The 19,171-nt window shown below is 71.1% G+C and carries 15 protein-coding genes; 9 read left to right on the top strand and 6 right to left on the bottom strand.

Annotated elements, in window-relative coordinates; genetic code table 11:
- Positions 1–18: 18 nt before the first annotated feature.
- Positions 19–3,705 (bottom strand): ATP-dependent RNA helicase HrpA, encoded by a 3,687-nt coding sequence (gene hrpA, locus ACSEEN_RS15275; RefSeq protein ID WP_440713640.1) that lies wholly within the window; start codon positions 3,703–3,705, stop codon positions 19–21.
- A 27-nt stretch (positions 3,706–3,732) separates the two neighbouring features.
- On the opposite strand from hrpA, the gene ACSEEN_RS15270 reads away from it, so the two are divergent.
- The 4 genes from ACSEEN_RS15270 (at position 3,733) to ACSEEN_RS15255 (ending at position 6,990) form a co-directional block, all read left to right on the top strand.
- Positions 3,733–4,653: a cytochrome c oxidase assembly protein gene (locus tag ACSEEN_RS15270; protein WP_440713639.1), complete on the top strand. Its 921-nt coding sequence runs from the start codon at positions 3,733–3,735 to the stop codon at positions 4,651–4,653.
- A gap of 49 nt (positions 4,654–4,702) precedes the next feature.
- Positions 4,703–5,185, top strand: a complete 483-nt coding sequence (locus ACSEEN_RS15265; protein ID WP_440713638.1) for an SRPBCC family protein — start codon at positions 4,703–4,705, stop codon at positions 5,183–5,185.
- A gap of 73 nt (positions 5,186–5,258) precedes the next feature.
- Entirely contained in the window at positions 5,259–5,687 is a 429-nt protein-coding gene (locus ACSEEN_RS15260) for a YdeI/OmpD-associated family protein (protein WP_247863720.1), read from the top strand.
- A 73-nt stretch (positions 5,688–5,760) separates the two neighbouring features.
- On the top strand, positions 5,761–6,990 hold the full coding sequence (locus tag ACSEEN_RS15255; protein WP_440713637.1) for an aminotransferase family protein: 1,230 nt from the start codon (positions 5,761–5,763) through the stop codon (positions 6,988–6,990).
- Positions 6,991–7,076: 86 nt separating this feature from the next.
- Here ACSEEN_RS15255 and ACSEEN_RS15250 read toward each other — a convergent pair whose 3' ends face one another.
- Together ACSEEN_RS15250 and ACSEEN_RS15245 are read right to left on the bottom strand one after the other, a co-directional pair.
- Positions 7,077–7,604 (bottom strand): alkyl hydroperoxide reductase, encoded by a 528-nt coding sequence (locus tag ACSEEN_RS15250; protein ID WP_247863716.1) that lies wholly within the window; start codon positions 7,602–7,604, stop codon positions 7,077–7,079.
- A 19-nt stretch (positions 7,605–7,623) separates the two neighbouring features.
- Positions 7,624–8,211, bottom strand: a complete 588-nt coding sequence (locus ACSEEN_RS15245; protein ID WP_247863714.1) for a peroxiredoxin — start codon at positions 8,209–8,211, stop codon at positions 7,624–7,626.
- Positions 8,212–8,344: 133 nt separating this feature from the next.
- On the opposite strand from ACSEEN_RS15245, the gene ACSEEN_RS15240 reads away from it, so the two are divergent.
- Complete coding sequence (locus ACSEEN_RS15240; RefSeq protein WP_247863712.1) at positions 8,345–9,280, top strand: hydrogen peroxide-inducible genes activator; 936 nt, start codon at positions 8,345–8,347, stop codon at positions 9,278–9,280.
- Here the strand turns inward: ACSEEN_RS15240 and ACSEEN_RS15235 are convergent.
- Together ACSEEN_RS15235 and ACSEEN_RS15230 are read right to left on the bottom strand one after the other, a co-directional pair.
- A complete protein-coding gene (locus ACSEEN_RS15235; protein WP_440713662.1) occupies positions 9,264–11,372 on the bottom strand; it encodes a DEAD/DEAH box helicase in 2,109 nt (702 codons plus the stop codon). The genes ACSEEN_RS15240 and ACSEEN_RS15235 overlap by 17 nt on opposite strands.
- Positions 11,369–12,316: a proteasome assembly chaperone family protein gene (locus tag ACSEEN_RS15230; protein WP_247863710.1), complete on the bottom strand. Its 948-nt coding sequence runs from the start codon at positions 12,314–12,316 to the stop codon at positions 11,369–11,371. The genes ACSEEN_RS15235 and ACSEEN_RS15230 overlap by 4 nt, the downstream gene beginning before the upstream one ends.
- A 144-nt stretch (positions 12,317–12,460) precedes the next feature.
- Here ACSEEN_RS15230 and ACSEEN_RS15225 point away from each other — a divergent pair, with 144 nt between their 5' ends.
- Positions 12,461–13,087 carry a hypothetical protein gene (locus ACSEEN_RS15225; protein ID WP_440713636.1) on the top strand — a complete coding sequence of 209 codons (627 nt, stop codon included), beginning with the start codon at positions 12,461–12,463 and terminating at the stop codon, positions 13,085–13,087.
- 133 nt (positions 13,088–13,220) lie between these two features.
- Positions 13,221–14,348 (top strand): DUF4192 domain-containing protein, encoded by a 1,128-nt coding sequence (locus ACSEEN_RS15220; RefSeq protein ID WP_440713635.1) that lies wholly within the window; start codon positions 13,221–13,223, stop codon positions 14,346–14,348.
- 4 nt (positions 14,349–14,352) lie between these two features.
- Here the strand turns inward: ACSEEN_RS15220 and ACSEEN_RS15215 are convergent, their stop codons facing one another.
- Positions 14,353–15,033: an iron-dependent transcriptional repressor DtxR gene (locus ACSEEN_RS15215; protein WP_247863704.1), complete on the bottom strand. Its 681-nt coding sequence runs from the start codon at positions 15,031–15,033 to the stop codon at positions 14,353–14,355.
- Positions 15,034–15,129: 96 nt separating this feature from the next.
- Between ACSEEN_RS15215 and ACSEEN_RS15210 the strand changes: the two genes are divergently transcribed.
- Both ACSEEN_RS15210 and ACSEEN_RS15205 read left to right on the top strand, forming a co-directional pair.
- Positions 15,130–16,374, top strand: coding sequence for an acetoin utilization protein AcuC (locus tag ACSEEN_RS15210; protein WP_298446679.1), 1,245 nt, complete (start codon positions 15,130–15,132; stop codon positions 16,372–16,374).
- Positions 16,343–19,171 (top strand): bifunctional acetate--CoA ligase family protein/GNAT family N-acetyltransferase (locus ACSEEN_RS15205; protein ID WP_440713634.1); only part of this gene is annotated, 2,829 nt, incomplete at its 3' end. The genes ACSEEN_RS15210 and ACSEEN_RS15205, both read left to right, overlap by 32 nt.

Here is a 19,171-nt window from a genome sequence, read left to right as displayed (position 1 = left end):
GCGGGTTCCGCGCGACGGTCAGGTGAACGTGTCGAGCGCCTTGATCACACGCTTCTCCGACACCGGCCCCGCGGTGCCCAGCTGCTGGGCGAAGAGGCTGACGCGGAGTTCTTCGATCATCCAGTGCGCCAGGTCGTTCAGCGCATCCTGGCGGTGCGCCGGGACCTGTGCGAGACGCTGATTCCAGTGCGCGATCACCCGGTCGACGGCGTCGAGACCGGTCGCGTCCCGGGACGCCGAACCGGGTAGCGCCTCCAGCCGGGCACGAGCGGCCTTGAGATAGCGGGGCAGATGCCGCAGGTGAGTCAGCGCGGTGTCGCGGACGAAGCCGTCGTACACCAGGTGCGCCAGTTGCTCGGCGACGTCGTCGGCGGCGACCGAGCCGCTGCGCGCGTCGATCGCCCGGCGCAGCGGGGCGGTCTCGGCGAGAGCCGCCGCGGCGACGGTGAAGTAGTCGGGTGCGGCGGCGCGGACGGCCGGTGACAGCCGCTGCGTGAGCGCGGCGAAATCCGCGGGGGTGCGGATCGCGGCCACGCCGGGTTCACCGGCCAGGGCATCCGCGATCGCCCGGCGGGTGCAGTCGGCGAACAGGTCGTCCGCCCGCCGGTACGGGCTCTGGCTGAGGGCAAGTCGTTCACCGGGCGGCAGCGTGTTCGCGATCTTCTTGGTCAGCGGGGTGATCGCGTTCTCCAGCAACACCTGCGCCCCGGCGCGGATCCCGGCGTCCCGCGCGGTGGGGCTGGTCGCGTCGACCACCCGGACTCCGGCCCCGGCCGGGCGCAGGGTCGGGTAGGTGACGACCGGCTGACCCGCGACGGTGGCATCGATGCGCTCCGGAAGGGCGCCGATGGCGTCGTCGGTCCAGCGCTGGTGCACCGGCGCCGCTGCGGCCGTCGTCGACGGGCCGGAGAACTCGCGGCGGAGTTCGTCGAGGGAATCGCTGCGGGCGACGATCTTTCCGTCCGGGCCGGTGACCGCGAAGTGGATCCGGAGGTGCGGAGGAAGGTTCTCGACGCGAAAGTCGCTCGGGGACAGGGTGATCCGCGTGATGACGCCGAGCTCGCGGGCGAGGGCCGGCACCAGTGGCTCCGACCGCGGCTCCAGCTGGGAGAGGGCGAGGTCGGCGTACTGCTGCGCCGGCGACATCGACTTGCGCAGGCCTTTCGGCAGCGACTTGATCAGCGCGGTGGCCAGCTCGCTGCGCAGTCCGGGTACCAGCCAGTCGAAGCCGCCGCCGTGGAGGTGGTCGAGGAGCGGGCGGGGCACGACGACCGTGACGCCGTCGTCCGGCGCGCCCGGCGCGAAGTGATAGCGCAGTTCCAGACGGGTCTGTCCCTGCTGCCAGGCGGGCGGGAAGTCGGCGGCAGCCGGAGTCCGGGCGTCGTCCCCGTCGGCGTCGTCGAGGTACAGCAGGCGCGGATTCTTCTTGCTCTCCTTCTTCCACCAGGAGTCGAAGTGGCGGGTGGACACGACGTTCGCGGGCACGCGGGCGTCGTAGAAGTCGTAGAGTTCGGCGTCGCTGCGCCGGAGCGTGCGCCGCGTGCGGTGCTCGAGGTCCTCGGCCTCGGCGAGGAGACGCTGATTGTGTTTCCAGAACTCGTGACGGGGCCGCCAGCGGCCCTCGACCAGCGCGGCCTGCAGAAAGATCGCGCGCGATTCGACGGGGTCGATGGACCCGTAGTTCACTCGGCGCGCGGCGACCAGCGGTACCCCGTAGAGGCTCACCTTCTCGCTGGCGGTGACCGCGCCGCGGCGTGACGACCACGCCGGCTCGCTGTAGGTCCTCGTCACCAGGTCGCCGGCGACCTGCTCCACCCATTCGGGGTCGATCGCCGCGACGGTGTGCGCGAACAGGCGCGAGGTCTCGACCAGTTCTCCGGCCATGACGAAGGCCGGGGGCTTCGAGGCGAGGAACGACCCGGGGAAGACGGCGAACTTGGTGCCGCGGGTGCCGAGGAATTCCCTCGTCTCGCCCTGCTTCGCGCCGATGTTGGTGAGCAGCCCGGTGAGCAGGCTGCGGTGGATGGCCCCGGCGTCGAGTTCGGTGGCCGGCACCTCCCAGCGCAGATCCTTGACCGTGCGCCGGAGCTGACGGTGGAGGTCCATCCACTCGCGGATCCGCAGGTAGTGGAGGAACCCGCGTTCGCATTCGCGGCGGAACTGATTGCCGGACAGCGCTTCCCGGCGGTCGTGCAGATGCTCCCAGAGCTTGAGGTAGCCGAGGAACTCCGACCCGGGCACGGCGTACTCCCGGTGGGCGGCGGTGGCGGCCTCACGCTTGTCGGCGGGGAACTCTCGCACATCGGGGAGCGAGAGCGCCGCGGCGATCACCAGGACGTGGTCGAGTACCCCGTTCTGGTGCCCGGCCACCAGCATGCGGGCCAGCCGGGGATCGATCGGCAGCCGCGCGAGGTCGCGTCCCACGGCGGTGAGCCGGGCGTCGGCCGAGTCCAGACCGGTCACCGCGCCGAGTTCGGAGAGCAGCGCCATGCCGTCCTTGATCGCGCGGGCCTCCGGCGGCTGGACGAACGGGAACTCGGCGACGTCGCCCAGCCGCAACGACAGCATCGACAGGATGACGGCGGCCAGGTTGGTGCGCAGGATCTCCGGGTCGGTGTACTCGGGGCGGGCGTCGAAGTCGTCCTCGCCGTACAGCCGGATGCAGATGCCGGGGGCGACGCGGCCGCAGCGGCCCGCACGCTGGCGGGCACTGGCCTGCGAGACCTTCTCGATGGGCAGCCGCGTGACCTTGGTGCGCGTGGAGTAGCGGGAGATGCGGGCCGTGCCGGTGTCGATCACGTACCGGATACCGGGCACGGTGAGCGAGGTCTCGGCGACGTTGGTGGCGAGCACGATGCGCCGCCCGTTCGACGGGGTGAAGATCTTCTGCTGTTCGGCCACCGAGAGGCGCGCGTAGAGCGGCACGATCTCGGCGGCAGTGCGATGTTTGAGCGCGTCGGCGGTGTCGCGGATGTCGCGTTCGGTGGGCAGGAAGACCAGGATGTCGCCCGCGCCGCCGGACCAGAGCTCGGTCACCGCGGCGTCGATGGCGGCGATCTGATCGAGATCGGCATGCTCCGGATCGTCGCTGGTGAGCGGCCGGTAGCGGATCTCGACCGGGTAGGTACGGCCGGAGACCTCGATGATCGGCACCTCACCGGCCGGGCCGGCCGGTTCGGCGGTGGAGAAGTGCCGGGCGAAGCGGTCCGGCTCGATGGTCGCCGAGGTGATGATCACCTTGAGATCCGGGCGCCGGGGGAGCAGGCGCTTGAGGTAGCCGAGCAGGAAGTCGATGTTGAGGCTGCGCTCGTGGGCCTCGTCGATGATGATCGTGTCGTAGCGGCGCAGCGTCGGGTCCGCGGTGATCTCGCGCAGCAGGATGCCGTCGGTCATCACCTTGATCTGCGTCTGCTTGCTGGTCTTGTCGGAGAAGCGGACGCTGTAGCCGACGAGGTCGCCGAGCTGTGTCCCGGTCTCGTCGGCGATACGCCGGGCGACGGACGTCGCGGCGATCCGGCGCGGCTGGGTGTGGCCGATCCGGGTGCGGCCCAGCGCGAGACAGATCTTCGGCAACTGGGTGGTCTTGCCCGAACCGGTCTCGCCGGCGATCACCACCACCTGGTGGTCGTTGATCGCGGCGGCGATCTCGTCGCGGCACGCGCTGACCGGAAGCTCCGGCGGAAAGGTGAGGACGGGGACCGGCATGATGACCCCGAGTCTATCCTCGCCGGAGTGAGCCTCACTGTTCCCCTGTCGGCCTGGAGCGACTGGACGGCCGACCCGATCGGGGTCCTCGCCGTCGCGGCGTCGGCCGGCTACCTCGTCGCCGGGTGGCGGCGCCGCCGGGGCGACGGCGTTCCGGTGCCGCGCCGGATCGCCTTCCATCTCGGCTGCCTGGGGCTGTTCGTGCTGAGTTGCGGACCGCTGACGCACTACGCCACCGAACTCTTCTGGGTGCGGGCGCTGCAGATCACGGTCCTGCTGTACCTGGTGCCGCTCGCGCTGGCGTCGGGAACTCCGCTGACCGCGATCGGTGCGGCCCTGCCCGCCCCTGCGGCGCTGCGCGGAATCGCCGCCTTGCGGAGCCGGCCCGCGCACCTGCTCACCCATCCGGCGGTGGCGTCCGGCCTGCTCCTGGCCGTGCCCTGGATCCTGATCTTCACCGGCTGGAACGTCGCCGCGATGCGGAACGGCGCTCTCGACGCCGTCACCAGGCTGATCCTGCTGATGATCGGCGGCCTCTACTTCTGGACCCGGATCCAGGCCGATCCGGTGCCGCGGCGGTGGCCGCAGGGATTGTCGCTGCTGGTGACGCTGGTCGAGTCGATCGGTGACGGGATCCTGGGCGTCGTCGTGTGGCTGGGGCCGGTCCTGTACACCGGCTACTACGCGGCGCTCGGGTTCACCGACGCCGACGCGCTGCGGACGTCACAGACCATCGGGGCCGGCATGCTGTGGATCCTCGCGGACGTGATCGGCGTGCCGTTCCTGATGATTCTGCTGGTCGCGCTCCGCCGCGAGGACACCGCGACCCAGGCTCGCGTCGACGCCGCGCAGGACGCCGCCGAGGCGGCCGCGCCGGTGGACGACGCGCCGCCCGCCGGCCTGTGGTGGGAACAGGACCCGCGACTGCGCGACCGTTTCCGCGGCTGAGGCACGACGCCCGCTCGACGCGGGCGGCGCGGGGTGCTTGGCTGGCAGCATGACGACGGAGACCGCATCGATGTCCGGAGACGTGCCCCGCGTGGTGAGCGCTGAGCGGATCGTCCGTGCCGGGCCCGCGACGATCTTCGGACTGATCGCCGACCCGCGCCGGCAACCGGAGTGGGACGGCAACGACAATCTCCGGGTCGCCGAGTCCGCCGAGCGGGTACGCGCCGCCGGGGACGTCTTTCTCATGGAGCTCACCAACGGCCAGGTGCGGGAGAACCATGTCGTCGAGTTCGCCGAGGACCGGCTGATCGCCTGGCGGCCGTCGGAGGTGGGTCGGACGCCGCCGGGACACCTGTGGCGCTGGGAACTGGAACCGGCCACCGGCGGTACGCTGGTGCGGCACACCTACGACTGGACGGCGCTGCGCGACGAGAAGCGCGAGGCCCGCGCCCGCGCGACCACCGGTGACCGGCTGCGGGCGTCGATCGACCGCCTGGCCGCGCTCGCCGAAGCCGAGTCGCCGGTGCGATGAGCCGGTAGGCCCGAGCCGCGCGGATCGCCCGCGGTCGTCCACAGATCGGTGCCGGTCTGATTGGATCGGCCCCATGGAGATCCGCACCATGCTCGAACCGCACGGACCGGCGACCGCCCTGGTGCTGTCCGACGACCAGGTCGACGAACTCGGCGGCGGACGGCGCGCGGCGGTCGTGGTGACCATCGGGGATCGCGCCGCCCGGTTGCGTCTGGCCCGGATGGGCGGCGTCAACATGATCGGGCTCTCGAAGGCGACTCGCGCCGAACTGGGGGTCGAGATCGGCGACGCCGTCGTCGCGAACGTGGAACTCGATACCGCCGAACGCACCGTCGAGGTACCCGGTGATCTGGCCGACGCCCTCGACGCCGCGGGGCTGCGGGCGGCGTTCGACGCGCTGAGCTTCACTCGCCGCCGGGAGGGCGCCGAGTCGGTGACCGGTGCCAAGCGTCCCGAGACGCGGCGCCGCCGGATCGACGCCGTCGTCGACGGGCTGCGCTGAGATCCGATCCCACGACGGGGCGAAGACGATCCCGGACACGCCGGGGAAGCCCGGACGTGTCATATTGGGAGCCATGGGTTCTCTGTGGCACGGCTTCGCCGATATGGGCGCCGTCAACGACAACGGTCCGTTCGTCATCACCCGCGGTGAGGGGGTGCGCATCTACGACGACGGCGGGAAGGAATATCTCGACGCCACCGCCGGTCTGTGGTTCACCAACGTCGGCCACGGCCGCGGCGAGATCGCCGAAGCGGTGGCCCGCCAGCTCTCCACCGTGGCGCACTATTCCAACTTCGGCGACTATGCCAACGACACCCTGATCGCGCTGGCCGAGCGCGTCGCGGCGATGGCGCCGGTGCCCGGCTCCAAGGTCCTGTTCACCTCCGGTGGCAGCGATTCGGTCGATTCCGCCGTCAAACTCGCCCGGCGGTTCTGGACCGAGTCGGGGCGGCCGGACAAGCGGATCGTCGTCTCGCGGACCAAGGCCTACCACGGCATGCACGTCGGCGGCACCGCGCTCGCCGGGATCCCGGGCAATCGCGAGGGCTACGGCCCGGACTTCGTGCCCGACACCGAGCGCATCGACTGGGACGACGCGAAGGCGCTGCTCGGCCTGATCGAGCGGGTCGGCGCGGAGAACATCGCCGCGTTCATCGCCGAGCCGATCATCGGCGCCGGCGGCGTCTACCTGCCGCCCGAGGGGTACCTGCGCGAGGTGCGCGACATCTGCCGCGACCACGACGTGCTGTTCATCGCCGACGAGGTGGTGACCGGCTACGGCCGGATCGGGCACGGGCACTGGTTCGCGTCGAGCCGATTCGAACTCGCCCCGGACATCATCACCTCGGCGAAGGGCCTCACCAGCGGCTACGTCCCGATGGGGGCGATGATCGCGGCGCCGCATCTGGCCGAGCCGTTCTTCGCCGGCGGCACCTGGTGGCGTCACGGCTACACCTACGGCGGCCACTACGGTGCCGCCGCGGCCGCCATGGCGAACTTCGACATCATCGAACACGAGGGTCTGCTCGACGAGGCCACGCGACTGGAGGGCGACCTGGCCGCCGCCTTCGCGCCGCTCGCCGACCTGGACGCCGTCGCCGAGGTCCGCACCGGACTCGGCGCGGTCACCGCGGTGCAACTCGCCGATCCGGCCGACGCCCCGGCCGCGGTGCTCCGCCTGCGCGAGCATGGCGTGGCCGGCCGTGCCGCGGGCATGGGCGCGCTGCAGGTCTCGCCGTCGTTCGTGATGACCACCGACGAGGTGAACGAGATGGCGGCCCGCTTCGCCGCCGCGCTGAGCTGAGTCGTCAGACCGATGCGAAACGCCCCGCCGGGATCACCGGCGGGGCGTTTGGCGATTCGGCCCTTCGACAGGCTCGGGGGCTGCGATCAGGCGAGCGTTTCGGCGATGGTGATCGCCTGGCCGACGCCCTGCACGATCGACGCGGCCTTGAGTGCCTCGAAGACCTGCTCGCGGTCGAGACCGGCCTCGCGCACCACGTTCTCGTGGGCGGCGACGCAGTGCTCGCAACCGTTGATGGCGGAGACCGCCATCGACCACAGCTCGAAGTTCGCCTTGTCCACGCCGGGGTTGCCGATGATGTTCATCCGCAGACCCGGGCGCAGGTCGTCGTACTTGCCGCCGAGGAACCCGCGGCCGCGGTAGAACACGTTGTTCATGCCCATGATCGACGCGGCACCGAGGGCGGCGTTGTAGGCCTCGGCCGACAGGTTGTCGGCCGCCTCATCGGCGATCTCGCGCAGCACGGTCGCGTTACGGGTGGCGGCCGCCGAGGCGAGGAGGGTGCCCCACAGCTTCTCGTCGTCGAGCACGGTGGTGCGCGACAGCGAGCCGAGGTTGAGCTTGAGGTCCTTCGCGTACTCCGGAAGGGCTTCCTTCAGATTGTCGATGCTCATCGTGTGCGATGTCCTCCGATCAGGCCGAGGCGCTCATGAGCTCGCCGGCGTCGATCGTCGGGTCGCCCTTCTTCCAGTTGCAGGCGCACAGCTCGTCGCTCTGCAGCGCGTCGAGGACGCGGAGGACCTCGTCGACGTTGCGGCCGACGCTGCCGGCGGTGACCGACACGAACTGCACCTCGTTGTTCGGGTCGACGATGAAGGTGGCGCGATCGGCGACGCCGTCGGCGTTCAGGACGCCGGTGGCCTCGACCAGCTCACGCTTGAGGTCCGAGAGCATCGGGAAGGGGAGGGTCTTGAGATCCTCGTGCTGGGCGCGCCACTGGAAGTGCACGAACTCGTTGTCGACCGAGGCGCCGAGCACCTGGGTGTCGCGGTCGGCGAACTCGTCGTTCAGCTTGCCGAACGCGGCGATCTCGGTCGGGCACACGAAGGTGAAGTCCTTCGGCCAGAAGAAGACGACGCGCCACTTGCCCTTGTAGTCGTCGCTCGACACGGTGGTGAAGTAGTCGTCCGGCTGCTGGGCGTCGACCTTGCTGAGGTCGCCGCCGATGACAGCGGTCAGGTTGTAGGCGGGGAACTGGTCTCCGATGGTGAGCAGTGCCATGTCATGACTCCTTCGTCGTGGTGGGTGAATCACTCGGCCGGGCGTATCGGGGGTGTCCGAACCCGGCGGTAATTCCATTCTGCCGCAGACGGTCTGAAAACGAAACGTGATGACACGCACTATATTGATAGGCATGAGCGATCAGAGTTATCAGCCGTCGGTGGGCGGTCTGCGGGCCTTCGTCGCGGTCGCGAAGAAGCTCCACTTCGGTTCCGCGGCAACGGATCTCGGAGTAAGCCAACCCTCGCTGTCGCAGGCGCTCGCGGGGCTGGAATCGGGCCTCGGCATCCAGCTGGTGGAACGCACAACGCGACGCGTGATGCTCACCGCGGAGGGTCGCCGGCTGCTCCCCTCGGCGATGGCGGCGTGCGACGCGATCGACAACTTTCTGGCCGACGCCGCGGGAGAGGACGACCCGCTGCGCGGCGCCGTACGGCTCGGATTGATCCCCACCATCGCGCCGTACATCCTCCCGCGACTGCTGCGCGGCCTCCCGGTGCGGCGGCCCGGACTGGAGCTGCGGGTGGTCGAGGACCAGACCGCGCGACTGCTGGAGCAACTCCGCGAGGGCACGCTCGACGCGGCCGTGCTGGCGCTGCCCGCCAACGCTCCCGGCATCGGCGAGATCGCCATGTACGACGAGGACTTCGTGCTCGCGATCCCGGCCGGGCACCCGCTCGCCGGGCGCAGACGACTCGCCCCGTCGGTGCTCGCCGACCTGCCGCTCCTGCTGCTCGACGAGGGACACTGCCTGCGCGATCAGGCGCTCGCCGTGTGCCAGCTCGCCGGGGTGAACCCGGATCTGCGGCAGACCCGCGCGGCCTCGCTGACCACCGCGGTGCAGTGCGTCGAGGGTGGTCTCGGGGTGACGCTGATCCCGCGCACGGCGGTCGCGGTGGAGACGGCCTCGGGGGAACTCTCGACCGCGGAGTTCACCAAGCCGCGCCCCGGCCGGCGGATCGGCCTGGTGTACCGGACCTCATCCGGGCGCGGGGCGGCGTACGCCGAACTGGCCGCGGACATCGCGGCACTGGCCGCCGAGTCGGGGGACGTCACCGCTGCGCGGTGAGTTCTTCCCATTCGTCGATCAGCGAGGAGTCGACGCCGCGGATCAGCTCGCCGAGGTCGTCGGTGATGTCTTCGATCTGCTCGGTCACCGCGGACATCGGCAGGCCGCTGCGCAGGGCGCGGTAGCAGTCGGTGAGGTAGCGCAGCACCACGCCCTCACTGCGTTGCAGCCCGAACTCGCTGATCAGGTCGGTGAAGGTCAAGTCCCGCTCGAGCATGTACCGCAGCACCGACTTCGGCGACGGCGGCATGCCGGCCAGCCACGGGTGGCCGCGGCGGTAGGTCTCGTAGGCGAAGCCGATCTCCTCGGCCAGCGGCTGCGGCCAGGTGATCTCCTCCAGCCGGGCCATCCGCTCCTCGTACTCGATGCCGTCGGCCTTCATCTCGGCCACCGCGGCGTCCCGGGCCACCTTCCGCTGGGCCATCAGGACCTGGCGGGGATCGTCGAGCGTCGATTCGAGGATCGAGACCACGTCCAGGGCGAACGTGGCGGACTCGCTGTCGAGCAGTTCGAACGCGGCCACCGCGAACGCGGAGAGGGGATTGGTGAGCGCGAAGTTCTCCGGCAGATCGATGGACAGCTCGACGCGCTTGCCGTCCGCGGCGGGGGCATCGAGCCGGGTGACGATCCCGGTCTCGACCAGGTCCCGGTACAGCGCGATGGTGTGCTTGATGTGCCGCAGCTGCCGCTTGCGCGGCTCGTGATTCTCCTCGAGCAGGTGCCGCAGGGCCGCGAAGCAGTCGCCCGGGCGTTCCAGGACCTCCATCAGCATGGCGGTGGTCATCCGGAAGTGCGAGCGCAGTTCCTCGTCGGGCGCGTCGACCAGCGTGAAGAAGGTCTGCTCGCCCCAGCCGACGAAGCCCTCCGGCGGCTTGCGCCGCACCAGCTTCCGGAGCTTCTTGGGGTCGTCACCGGCCTTGGCGACCAGGCGTGCGTTCTCCACGTCGTGCTCGGGCGCCTGGGCGACGACGTAGCCGATCGTGTCGTAACCCGCACGCCCGGCGCGCCCGGCGATCTGATGGAACTCCCGTGCGCGCAGCCGGCGTACTCGGTGGCCGTCGTACTTGGTGAGACCCGCGAACAGCACCGTCCGGATCGGCACATTGATACCCACGCCGAGGGTGTCGGTGCCGGCCACCACCTTGAGCAGACCGGCCTGCGCCAGCCGCTCGACGAGCCGCCGATAGCGGGGCAGCATCCCGGCGTGGTGGACGCCGATCCCCGAGCGCAGCAGTTTGGAGAGGGTCGAACCGAAGCCGGTGCGGAAGTCGAAGTCGCCGATCGCCTCGGCGATCGCGGCCTTCTCCTCCTTGGAGCAGATCTTGGCCGACAGCAGCGCCTGGGCGCGTTCCACGGCCGCGGCCTGGGTGAAATGCACCACGTACACCGGCGCCCGGCCGGAGGTGACCAGCTCTTCGATGGTCTCGTGGATCGGGGTCATCGCGTACCGGTACTCGAGCGGTACCGGCCGCTGGGCGCCGGAGACCTCGACCGTGGGCCGGCCGGTGCGGCGCGTCAGGTCGTCGGTGAAGAACGACACGTCGCCGAGCGTCGCCGACATCAGCAGGAACTGAGCGTGCGGCAGCTCGATGAGCGGCACCTGCCACGCCCAGCCGCGATCGGACTCGCCGTAGTAGTGGAACTCGTCGGCCACCAGCACCCCCACGTCGGAGCCGGGGCCGTCGCGCAGCGCGAGGTTGGCGACGATCTCGGCGGTCGCGCAGATGATCGGGGCGTCGCCGTTGACACTGGCATCCCCGGTGAGCAGGCCGACGTTCTCGGCGCCGAACTGCGCGCAGAGGTCGAAGAACTTCTCGCTGACCAGGGCCTTGATCGGCGCGGTGTAGTACGCCCGCTGTCCACGGCAGCGCGCGAAGTAGATCGCACCGGACGCGACCAGCGACTTCCCCGACCCGGTCGGGGTGGCCAGGATGACGTTGGCACCGGAGATCAACTCCAGCAGCGCCTCCTCCTGATGCGGATACAGCGAGATACCCCGCGACGCCCACCAGGCGAGGAAGTGCTCGAAAGCGTCGTCCTCGTTCCCAGTGGGCGTCAGCGGGGTCTGCGTGAGTTCCGGGGCGTCGGTCAGGGCGTGTCCTCGTCGGGACCGAATTCGCCGGCGTGCTCGGCCAGGAACTTCTCGAACTCGGCGCCGAGCTCGTCTCCGGACGGCAGGTCGCCGTCGGCGGACAGCAACTCGCGTTCGGCCTTGGCCTGCATGTACGCGTCGTACTGCTGCTCCAGGGCGGCGACGACGGTGCCGATCTCGGCATTGCCCGCGACCTCGGCATCGACCTGGCGGCGCACCTGGTCAGCGGCGTTCTCCAGCGCGGTGATCGGCAGCTTCAGGCCGGTCACCTGGCCCAGCGTGGTGAGCAGCGCGGCCGACGCGGCCGGGTAGTTGTTCTGCGCCAGATAGTGCGGCACGTGGGCGGACAGCCCCGCGGTGGGGTAACCGGCCTCGTCCATCCGGAGTTCGAGCAGCAGCGAGGCGCTGGCCGGCAGCTTCATCTCGCCGCCCCAGCGGGGCAGGTCGCCGAGGGCGTCGCCGTCGGTGCCGTGGGCGATCACGCCGGACGGCCGCGTGTGCGGCACCGCCATCGGGATCGAGTTGAGCCCGACCACCTTGCTCACGCCGAGGCGCTCGGCCAGGGCGAGGATCGCGGTGGTGAACTGCTCCCACCGCAGGTCCGGCTCGGAGCCGTCGAGCAGCAGGAACGGCACGCCGTTGTCGTCGACGACGGCGTGCATGGTGATCGACGGCATGTCGATGCCGTCGAAACGCTCGCCGGTGAAGGAGATCATCGGGCGGCGCGACCGGTAGTCGATCAATTCGTCGGTGTGGAACGTGGCCACGAGCTTGCTGTCGAGGGCCTCACGCAGGTGGGTCGCCGCGAGGGTGACCGCATGGCCGGCGTCGGCGTAGCCGTCGAGGGCGTGCACCAGCACAGGCCCGTCGCCGTGCGGTCCGGTGACGGCGGGACCGGGGAACTCGAGCTCGTACAGCCCGGGTGTCTCCTGGGGCTCGTTCATCGAGCGTCTCCCTTCATCTTTCGGTGTGCTTCAGTCTCCCGTATCCGGGGACTCTTGGCTAATAACGCCCCGCCCACGCGGGTCATTCCCGAGGGGACGTGACTGGTGGTGGCAGAGTGAACTTCTGTGAGAATCGTTCTTTCTGTGACCGCGGCGGTCGCCGTCGCCGTGCTGGCGGCGGGCTGTTCGGTATCCGGCACCCCGAAACCGGTCGCCGACCTGTCCCGCCAGGTGGTGCCCGCGGCCGAGTTCCCGTTACCGGGGGCGACGGCGGTGCCGCCGGCGCAGGTGCCCGGGATCGTGGCCGACATCACGCTGCGGCCGCTGCGGGGCGACGTCGATCCGGCCCGCTGCACACCCGCGGCCGTGGAGACCGGCAGCGCCGAGGTGGTGGTCGGGCCCGGTCCGCAGCCGGGCAGCACGCTCACCGAGATGGTGGTGCGCACCTCCGAATCGCTCAGTGCATTCGCTTCTGCCGCAAAGGAATGCGCGACGTTCACCGGGGGCGCGACCGGTCGTCAGGTGGTCACCACGGCGATCGTGTCCGGTCCCACGGCGCGCAGCGGGGCCGACCGGATCCAGATCGTGCGCACGCTCGCCTCGCCGGGAGCGCCGGAAAGCGTCACCACTCTCGACCAGTGGATCGCCCAGCGCGGCGACGTTCGGGTCGTGGTCCAGCTGAGGTACCTCGGCGCCGCCGACGCGGCCGCGCGGGCGACCACGGCGGAGTTCTTCGAGACCGCGGTGGCCCGGGCCTTCGGCGGTGGCTGACCGGCGCGGATGGTACGACGACGGCCGCCCCGCGGGAAGAGGGGACGGCCGCCGGCTGTGGATACACGACGTTGTCCACAGGTCGCGGGAAACACCCCTGTCGCCGCGGAGCCCGCCGGACGAGGCTCGGGGCATGACATCGCTACCGCTTCCCGCGTCCGACGGCCCGGCCGTGCTCATCGATCCCGACCGGCTGCTCGCCGCGATACCCGGGTTGCTCGGGTTCATCCCGGAGCGGTCACTCGTCCTCCTCGCGTTCGAGGAACCGGCGACGCTCATCGCGAGCATGCGGCAGGACCTCGGGTTCACCGACACCGGGCGCCCGGATACCGCGATGCGCGCGCAGCTGCGGGAACTGGGTGAGATCGTCGCCGGTTTCGGTGCGGCGGGCGTGGTGGCGGTGGTCGTCGACGACCGCTTCGACCGCGGCGATGCGGCCGCCGAACTGGTGCGTTACGGCGCGGTGTTCCGGGCGGTCGAGGGGCGCTTCGGCGAGGCCGGCGGGGTGTGCGCGGGGTTCGTGATCGGTGAGCTGTCGGTGGGGGCGGAGTGGTTCACCGCGTGGGAGCCCTACCGCCGCGCCGGCCGGCATCACCCGCCGGCACCGCTGCGCGGACCGATCGCCGCATCGGGGCGGCTCAGCGATCCGCTGCTGTCACCGGTGGCTCTGGAACGCGCGGTCTACGGCGGCCGGCCGGTGCTGTCCCGGCGGTCCGATCTGATCGCCCTGCTCGATCCCCGCCCGCACTGCGACGACCGGCGCTGCGTCCCGGTCGTGCCGGTGCTGCCGCCCGGACCGCCCGGCGCGGACGACGCGCAGCGGGTGCGACTGGTCCTGGAGGCCGTCGGCCGCGGCGCCGACGCATCGATGAGCTGCGGTCGGGTCAACCGCCTGGCGGAGGCACTCTGCTCGGTGCACACGCGCGACGTCCTGCTCGCGCTCGCCCTGACGGACCTGCGCGACCGGGCCGAACACCTGTGGCTCCGCCTGGCGCGCAGCCTGCGCGGGCGGCCCGGCGCGGCGGCCGCCACGCTGCTCGGCCACTCGCACTACCTGGCCGGTGAGGGGGCGTTCGCCTCGATCGCGATCGAGCGCGCGCTGGATCTCGACCCCGAGTACCACCTGGCGCAACTGCTCGATTCGGCGCTGATCCACGGCTTGCGGCCGGCGGGCCTGGGCGACGTGGTCGACTATTCCTTCGATCTCGCCGGCGCCCTGGGCCTGACGCTTCCGCCCCGGACCCGCCGTCCCGCCGGCTAAGACGTCAGACGCGTTCGACGAAGATCGCGTGCGCCATCTCCGAGGACAGCGTCAAGCCGTCGTGCCCGGGCGTGGAGATCACCACCGACCGCGGGTTGACGACGACGCTGACGCGCGCGTTCGGCACCACCCCGGCCTCGCGCAGCTCGGCGATCAGTTCGGGGTCGGCCTGGACGTGTTCGGCCATCCGGCGGATGATCACCGCGGACTCGCCGGCCGGCAATTCGACGAGCCGGTCGGCCTCCTTGATCGGGGACGGCACCCGCACACCGAGTTCTTCGAGACCGGGAATCGGATTGCCGTACGGGGAGGTGGTCGGGTTGTCGAGCACCTCGAGCAAACGCCGTTCGACGTTCTCGCTCATCACGTGTTCCCAGCGGCAGGCCTCGTCGTGCACCTCGTCCCAGGGGAGACCGATGATGTCGACCAGCAGTCGCTCGGCGAGGCGATGCTTGCGCATCACCTGCACGGCGAGAGCGCGGCCCTCGTCGGTCAGTTCGAGGTGCCGGTCGCCCGCCACCCGGACCAGTCCGTCGCGCTCCATGCGCGCCACCGTCTGGGACACGGTCGGTCCGCTCTGCTCCAGTCGCTCCGCGATGCGCGCGCGCAACGGAACGATCCCCTCTTCTTCGAGGTCGTAGATCGTGCGGAGGTACATCTCGGTGGTGTCGACAAGATCGTTCACGAGTGCCTCAGTCCTTTCGCCAGACATCAGGTTACCCGTATCGAGTGACAGGCGAGGCACTAGCGTTGGGGGTGTGATGTGGGAAATGGGGCAGCGGTGAACACAGCGGTCATCTGGAGCGAGGAGTTCCTCGATTACAAGTGGGCGTACACCCACCCGATGAGCCCGATCCGGCTCGCGCTGACGATGGACCTCGCGCGGGGTCTCGGGGTGCTCGACGGGGTGGACACCACCCCGCCGCTGCCGGTGGACGACGACATCCTGCGCACCGTGCACACGCAGGGCTACATCGACGCGGTCCGCGCGGTCGGCTCCGGGATGGCGTCGCTCAGTGGACCGATGCTGGAACGGCTGTTCGGCCTCGGCAGCGAGGACAACCCGGTGTTCGCCGGGATGCATGAGGCGGGATCGATGCTGGTCGGCGGCACCCTCGCGGCGGCGCAGGCGGTGCACTCCGGGGCCGTGCAGCGGGCGGTGAACATCGGCGGCGGCATGCACCATGCGATGCGCGGCCACGCGGCCGGCTTCTGCATCTACAACGACGCGGCCATCGCGATCGACTGGCTGCTGGCCCAGGGGTACGACCGCATCGCCTACGTCGACATCGACGCGCACCACGGTGACGGCGTGCAGGCGCAGTTCGAGCACGACCCGCGGGTGATGACGGTCTCGGTGCACCAGCATCCGGCGACCCTGTGGCCGGGCACCGGCTGGCCCACCGAGGTCGGCGACGGTGACGCCGCCGGAACCTCGGTGAACCTGGCACTGATGCCGGGCACGCAGGATCGCCTGTGGCTGCGGGCCTTCCACGCCGTGGTGCCGTCGGTGATCGCGGCCTTCCGGCCGCAGATCATCCTCACCCAGATCGGGGTGGACAGCCACCGCGCCGACCCGCTGACGGACCTGTCGCTGACCGTCGACGGCCAGGCGGCGGCGATGCGCGCCCTGCGCGACCTGGCCGACAAGTACTGCGAGGGCCGGTGGATCGCCGTCGGCGGCGGCGGCTACGGCGTGATCAACGTGGTGCCGCGCGCCTGGACGCACCTGCTCGCCACCGCGCTCGACCGCGACATCGATCCGGGAACCGCGATCGGCGCGGAATGGATGGAACGGGCGGTCGCGGCCTCGGCGGAGGTCCATCCCGACTACGCCCGGCCGCCGGTAGGCATGATGGGAGACAACGGCGACGTCGGCTTCGTCCCCTGGGACGGGGACACCGGCGCGTCGCCGCCGACCGGCATCAGCGATGCCGCTCAGCAACAGACCGACCGCGCGATCCTCGCCACCCGGCGCGCGGTGCTGCCCCTGCATGGACTCGATCCGGAGGACCCCCGTGACTGACCCCAGCCCCACCACCGATTCGGCCGGGAAGTACCCGCGGCACTGGGCCGCCGACGTGCTCGCCTCCGACGGCGGCGTGGTGCATCTGCGGCCGATCACCCCGCTCGACGCCGACGCGCTGGTGCGTTTCCACGAGGGACTGTCCGAGCGCACCCGGTACCTGCGCTACTTCGGCCCGACGCCGACGCTGCCGCCCCGCGAGGTGGTCCGGATGACCACCGTCGACTACCACGACCGGGTGGCGATCCTGGCCTGGCTGGGCGAGGAGATCATCGCGATGGGCCTCTACGAGGGCCTCGCCGAGGCCGGGAAGCCGCACTCGGCGGAGGTGGCCTTCGTCGTCGCCGACGAGCACCAGGGCCGCGGCCTGGGCCCGATCCTGCTCGAGCACCTGGCCGGGGCGGCCGCGGAGAACGGTTTCACCCGGTTCGAGGCCGAGGTGCTCTCCGAGAACCCCACCATGGTCGCGGTGTTCAAGGCCGCCGGCTATCAGATCAGCCGCGCCTTCGACGGCAGCACCGTGCACGTCGAATTCGAGATCGACCCGACCGACGCGCTGACCTCGGTGCGCAACGCCCGCGAACGCGCGTCGGAGGCGCGGAGCATCGCGAATCTGCTGCGCCCGCAGTCGGTGGCGGTGGTCGGTGCGTCGACCGATCCGAAGAAGGTGGGCAACGTGCTGCTCGCCAACGTGCTGGCCGCCGGCTTCACCGGCCCGGTGTACCCGGTGAACGGGCCGGGCCAGGCGCGGTCGGTGCGCGGCATCCGCGCCTACGAGCGGGTCAGCGACATCCCCGATCCGGTCGATCTCGCGGTGGTCGCGGTGCCCGCGGCCGGGATGACCGAGGTGCTCGACGACTGTCTCGCCAAGGGCGTCAAGACGCTGGTGGTGGTCTCGTCCGGGTTCGGTGAGCTGGGCGACGAGGGGCTGGCCTCCGAGCGGGCGCTGGTGAAGCAGGTACGGGCGCACGGGATGCGGCTGGTGGGACCGAACGCGCTGGGAGTGGTGAACAACGACGCGGAGATCGCGCTGAACGCCACTCTCGCACCGCGCATCCCCGGTCCCGGCCGGGTCGGCTTCTTCTGCCAGTCCGGCGCGCTCGGCATCGCCATTCTCGATACCGCCGCGCGGCGCCAGCTCGGACTGTCGACGTTCGTGTCGGCCGGCAACCGCGCCGACGTCTCCGGCAACGACGTCCTGCAGTACTGGGACACCGACGACGCCACCGACGTGATCCTGCTGTACCTGGAGAACTTCGGTAATCCGCGCAAGTTCGGCCGGATCGCGCGGCGCGTGACCCGGAAGAAGCCGGTGATCGCGATCAAGTCGGGCCGCGGGGCGATGACCCGCGTGGGGGAGCAGGGCGAACGCTACGGGGCCGTCGACGACCGGATCGCGCAGATGGTGCTGGCGCAGGCCGGTGTGCTGCAGGTCGACACGCTGGCCGATCTGTTCGACGCGGCCACCGTGCTCGCCTATCAGCCGCTGCCGGAGGGGCCGCGCACGGCGGTGATCGGCAATTCCTCGGTGATCGCCTCGCTGGCCGCGCACACCGCGCGCAACGCCGGGCTCGACGTGGTGTCCGTGGTCGATCTGGGCCCGGCGGTCAGCGAGCAGGAACTGTCCGCGGCGGTGGCCGGGGCCCTCGGCGACGACGGGGTGGACGCGATGATCGTCGTCTTCGTCCCGCCGGTCGCCGTCGACACCGCCGAATACTCCCGCGCGCTGATGGCCGCGACCGAGTCGACGGGGCACTGGAACAAGCCGATCGTCACCACGTTCCTGGCGGTCGAGGGCATTCCGGCGGGCCTGTCGGTGGCCGGCCCGCAGGGCGTGCCCATGCGGGGGTCCATTCCGTCGTATCCGACACCCGAACGGGCCGCCGGTGCGCTCGGGCTGAGCTGGCGCTACGCCCGCTGGCGGGCGCGGCCGGACGCCGTCGAGGTGGAGTTGAGCGGGGTGTCCGCCGAACACGCGCGCAGCTACGTGCGTGAGCTGCTGGGCGACGGACCGCGCGAACTCTCCACCATCGAGACCGCGACCGTGCTGGCCTGGTACGGGATCGACGTCGTGGAGTTCCGCGAGGCGAAGACCCTGCACGAGGCGTCGGCGGCGGCCCGCGAGCTCGGTTTCCCGGTGGCCGTCAAGGCGACCTCGCCGGAATGGGTGGGCCGGCTGGATCGGGAGGGCGCCCGGCTCGATCTCGGCGATGCGACCGCGGTGATCACCGCGTTCGCCGAACTGCAGGCGCTCACCGGCGAATCCACGTTGCAGGTCCAGCGGATGGCGCCGAAGGGTCTCGGCCTGGCGATCTCGGCGGTCGACACCCAGTCGTTCGGGCCGGTGATCTCGTTCGGGCTGTCCGGGCGGCTGTTCGAGACTCTCGGCGACCGCAGCTACCGCGCGGTGCCGTTGAGCATGGACGACGCCCACGACCTGCTCGCCGAGCCGCGCTCCGCGGAACTGCTCGCCGGCGACGCGGGACAGCGTCCGCCGTCGGACACCGAGGCGGTGATCGATCTCCTGCTGCGGGTGTCGGCACTGGTGGAGGACATTCCGGAGATCCGCGGCGTCGTGCTGGACCCGATCCTGTCGTCGGCCGACAGTGCCGCGGTGCTGGCGGCGCGCATGACGATCGGCCCGGTGCCGACCCTCGCCGACACGGGACCGGGGGGGGGGGGGGGGGGGGGGGGGGGGGGGGGGGGGGGGGGGGGGGGGGGGGGGGGGGGGGGGGGGGGGGGGGGGGGGGGGGGGGGGGGGGGGGGGGGGGGGGGGGGGGGGGGGGGGGGGGGGGGG

The organism is Gordonia marina (genome assembly GCF_052036135.1).
In the GTDB taxonomy this organism is placed as follows: domain Bacteria; phylum Actinomycetota; class Actinomycetes; order Mycobacteriales; family Mycobacteriaceae; genus Gordonia.
Note: the sequence above shows the minus strand (reverse complement) of the source record. Positions and strands in the feature narration are given on the sequence as shown.

What these genes read in the sequence shown, in the direction of transcription:
- ACSEEN_RS15265 (WP_440713638.1), top strand. Translation starts at nt 4,703, where the DNA reads ATGACGACGGAGACCGCATCGATGTCCGGAGACGTGCCCCGCGTGGTG.
- ACSEEN_RS15255 (WP_440713637.1), top strand. Translation starts at nt 5,761, where the DNA reads ATGGGTTCTCTGTGGCACGGCTTCGCCGATATGGGCGCCGTCAACGAC.
- ACSEEN_RS15220 (WP_440713635.1), top strand. Translation starts at nt 13,221, where the DNA reads ATGACATCGCTACCGCTTCCCGCGTCCGACGGCCCGGCCGTGCTCATC.
- ACSEEN_RS15250 (WP_247863716.1), bottom strand. Translation starts at nt 7,604, where the DNA reads ATGAGCATCGACAATCTGAAGGAAGCCCTTCCGGAGTACGCGAAGGAC.
- ACSEEN_RS15240 (WP_247863712.1), top strand. Translation starts at nt 8,345, where the DNA reads ATGAGCGATCAGAGTTATCAGCCGTCGGTGGGCGGTCTGCGGGCCTTC.
- hrpA (WP_440713640.1), bottom strand. Translation starts at nt 3,705, where the DNA reads ATGCCGGTCCCCGTCCTCACCTTTCCGCCGGAGCTTCCGGTCAGCGCG.
- ACSEEN_RS15245 (WP_247863714.1), bottom strand. Translation starts at nt 8,211, where the DNA reads ATGGCACTGCTCACCATCGGAGACCAGTTCCCCGCCTACAACCTGACC.
- ACSEEN_RS15230 (WP_247863710.1), bottom strand. Translation starts at nt 12,316, where the DNA reads ATGAACGAGCCCCAGGAGACACCCGGGCTGTACGAGCTCGAGTTCCCC.
- ACSEEN_RS15260 (WP_247863720.1), top strand. Translation starts at nt 5,259, where the DNA reads ATGGAGATCCGCACCATGCTCGAACCGCACGGACCGGCGACCGCCCTG.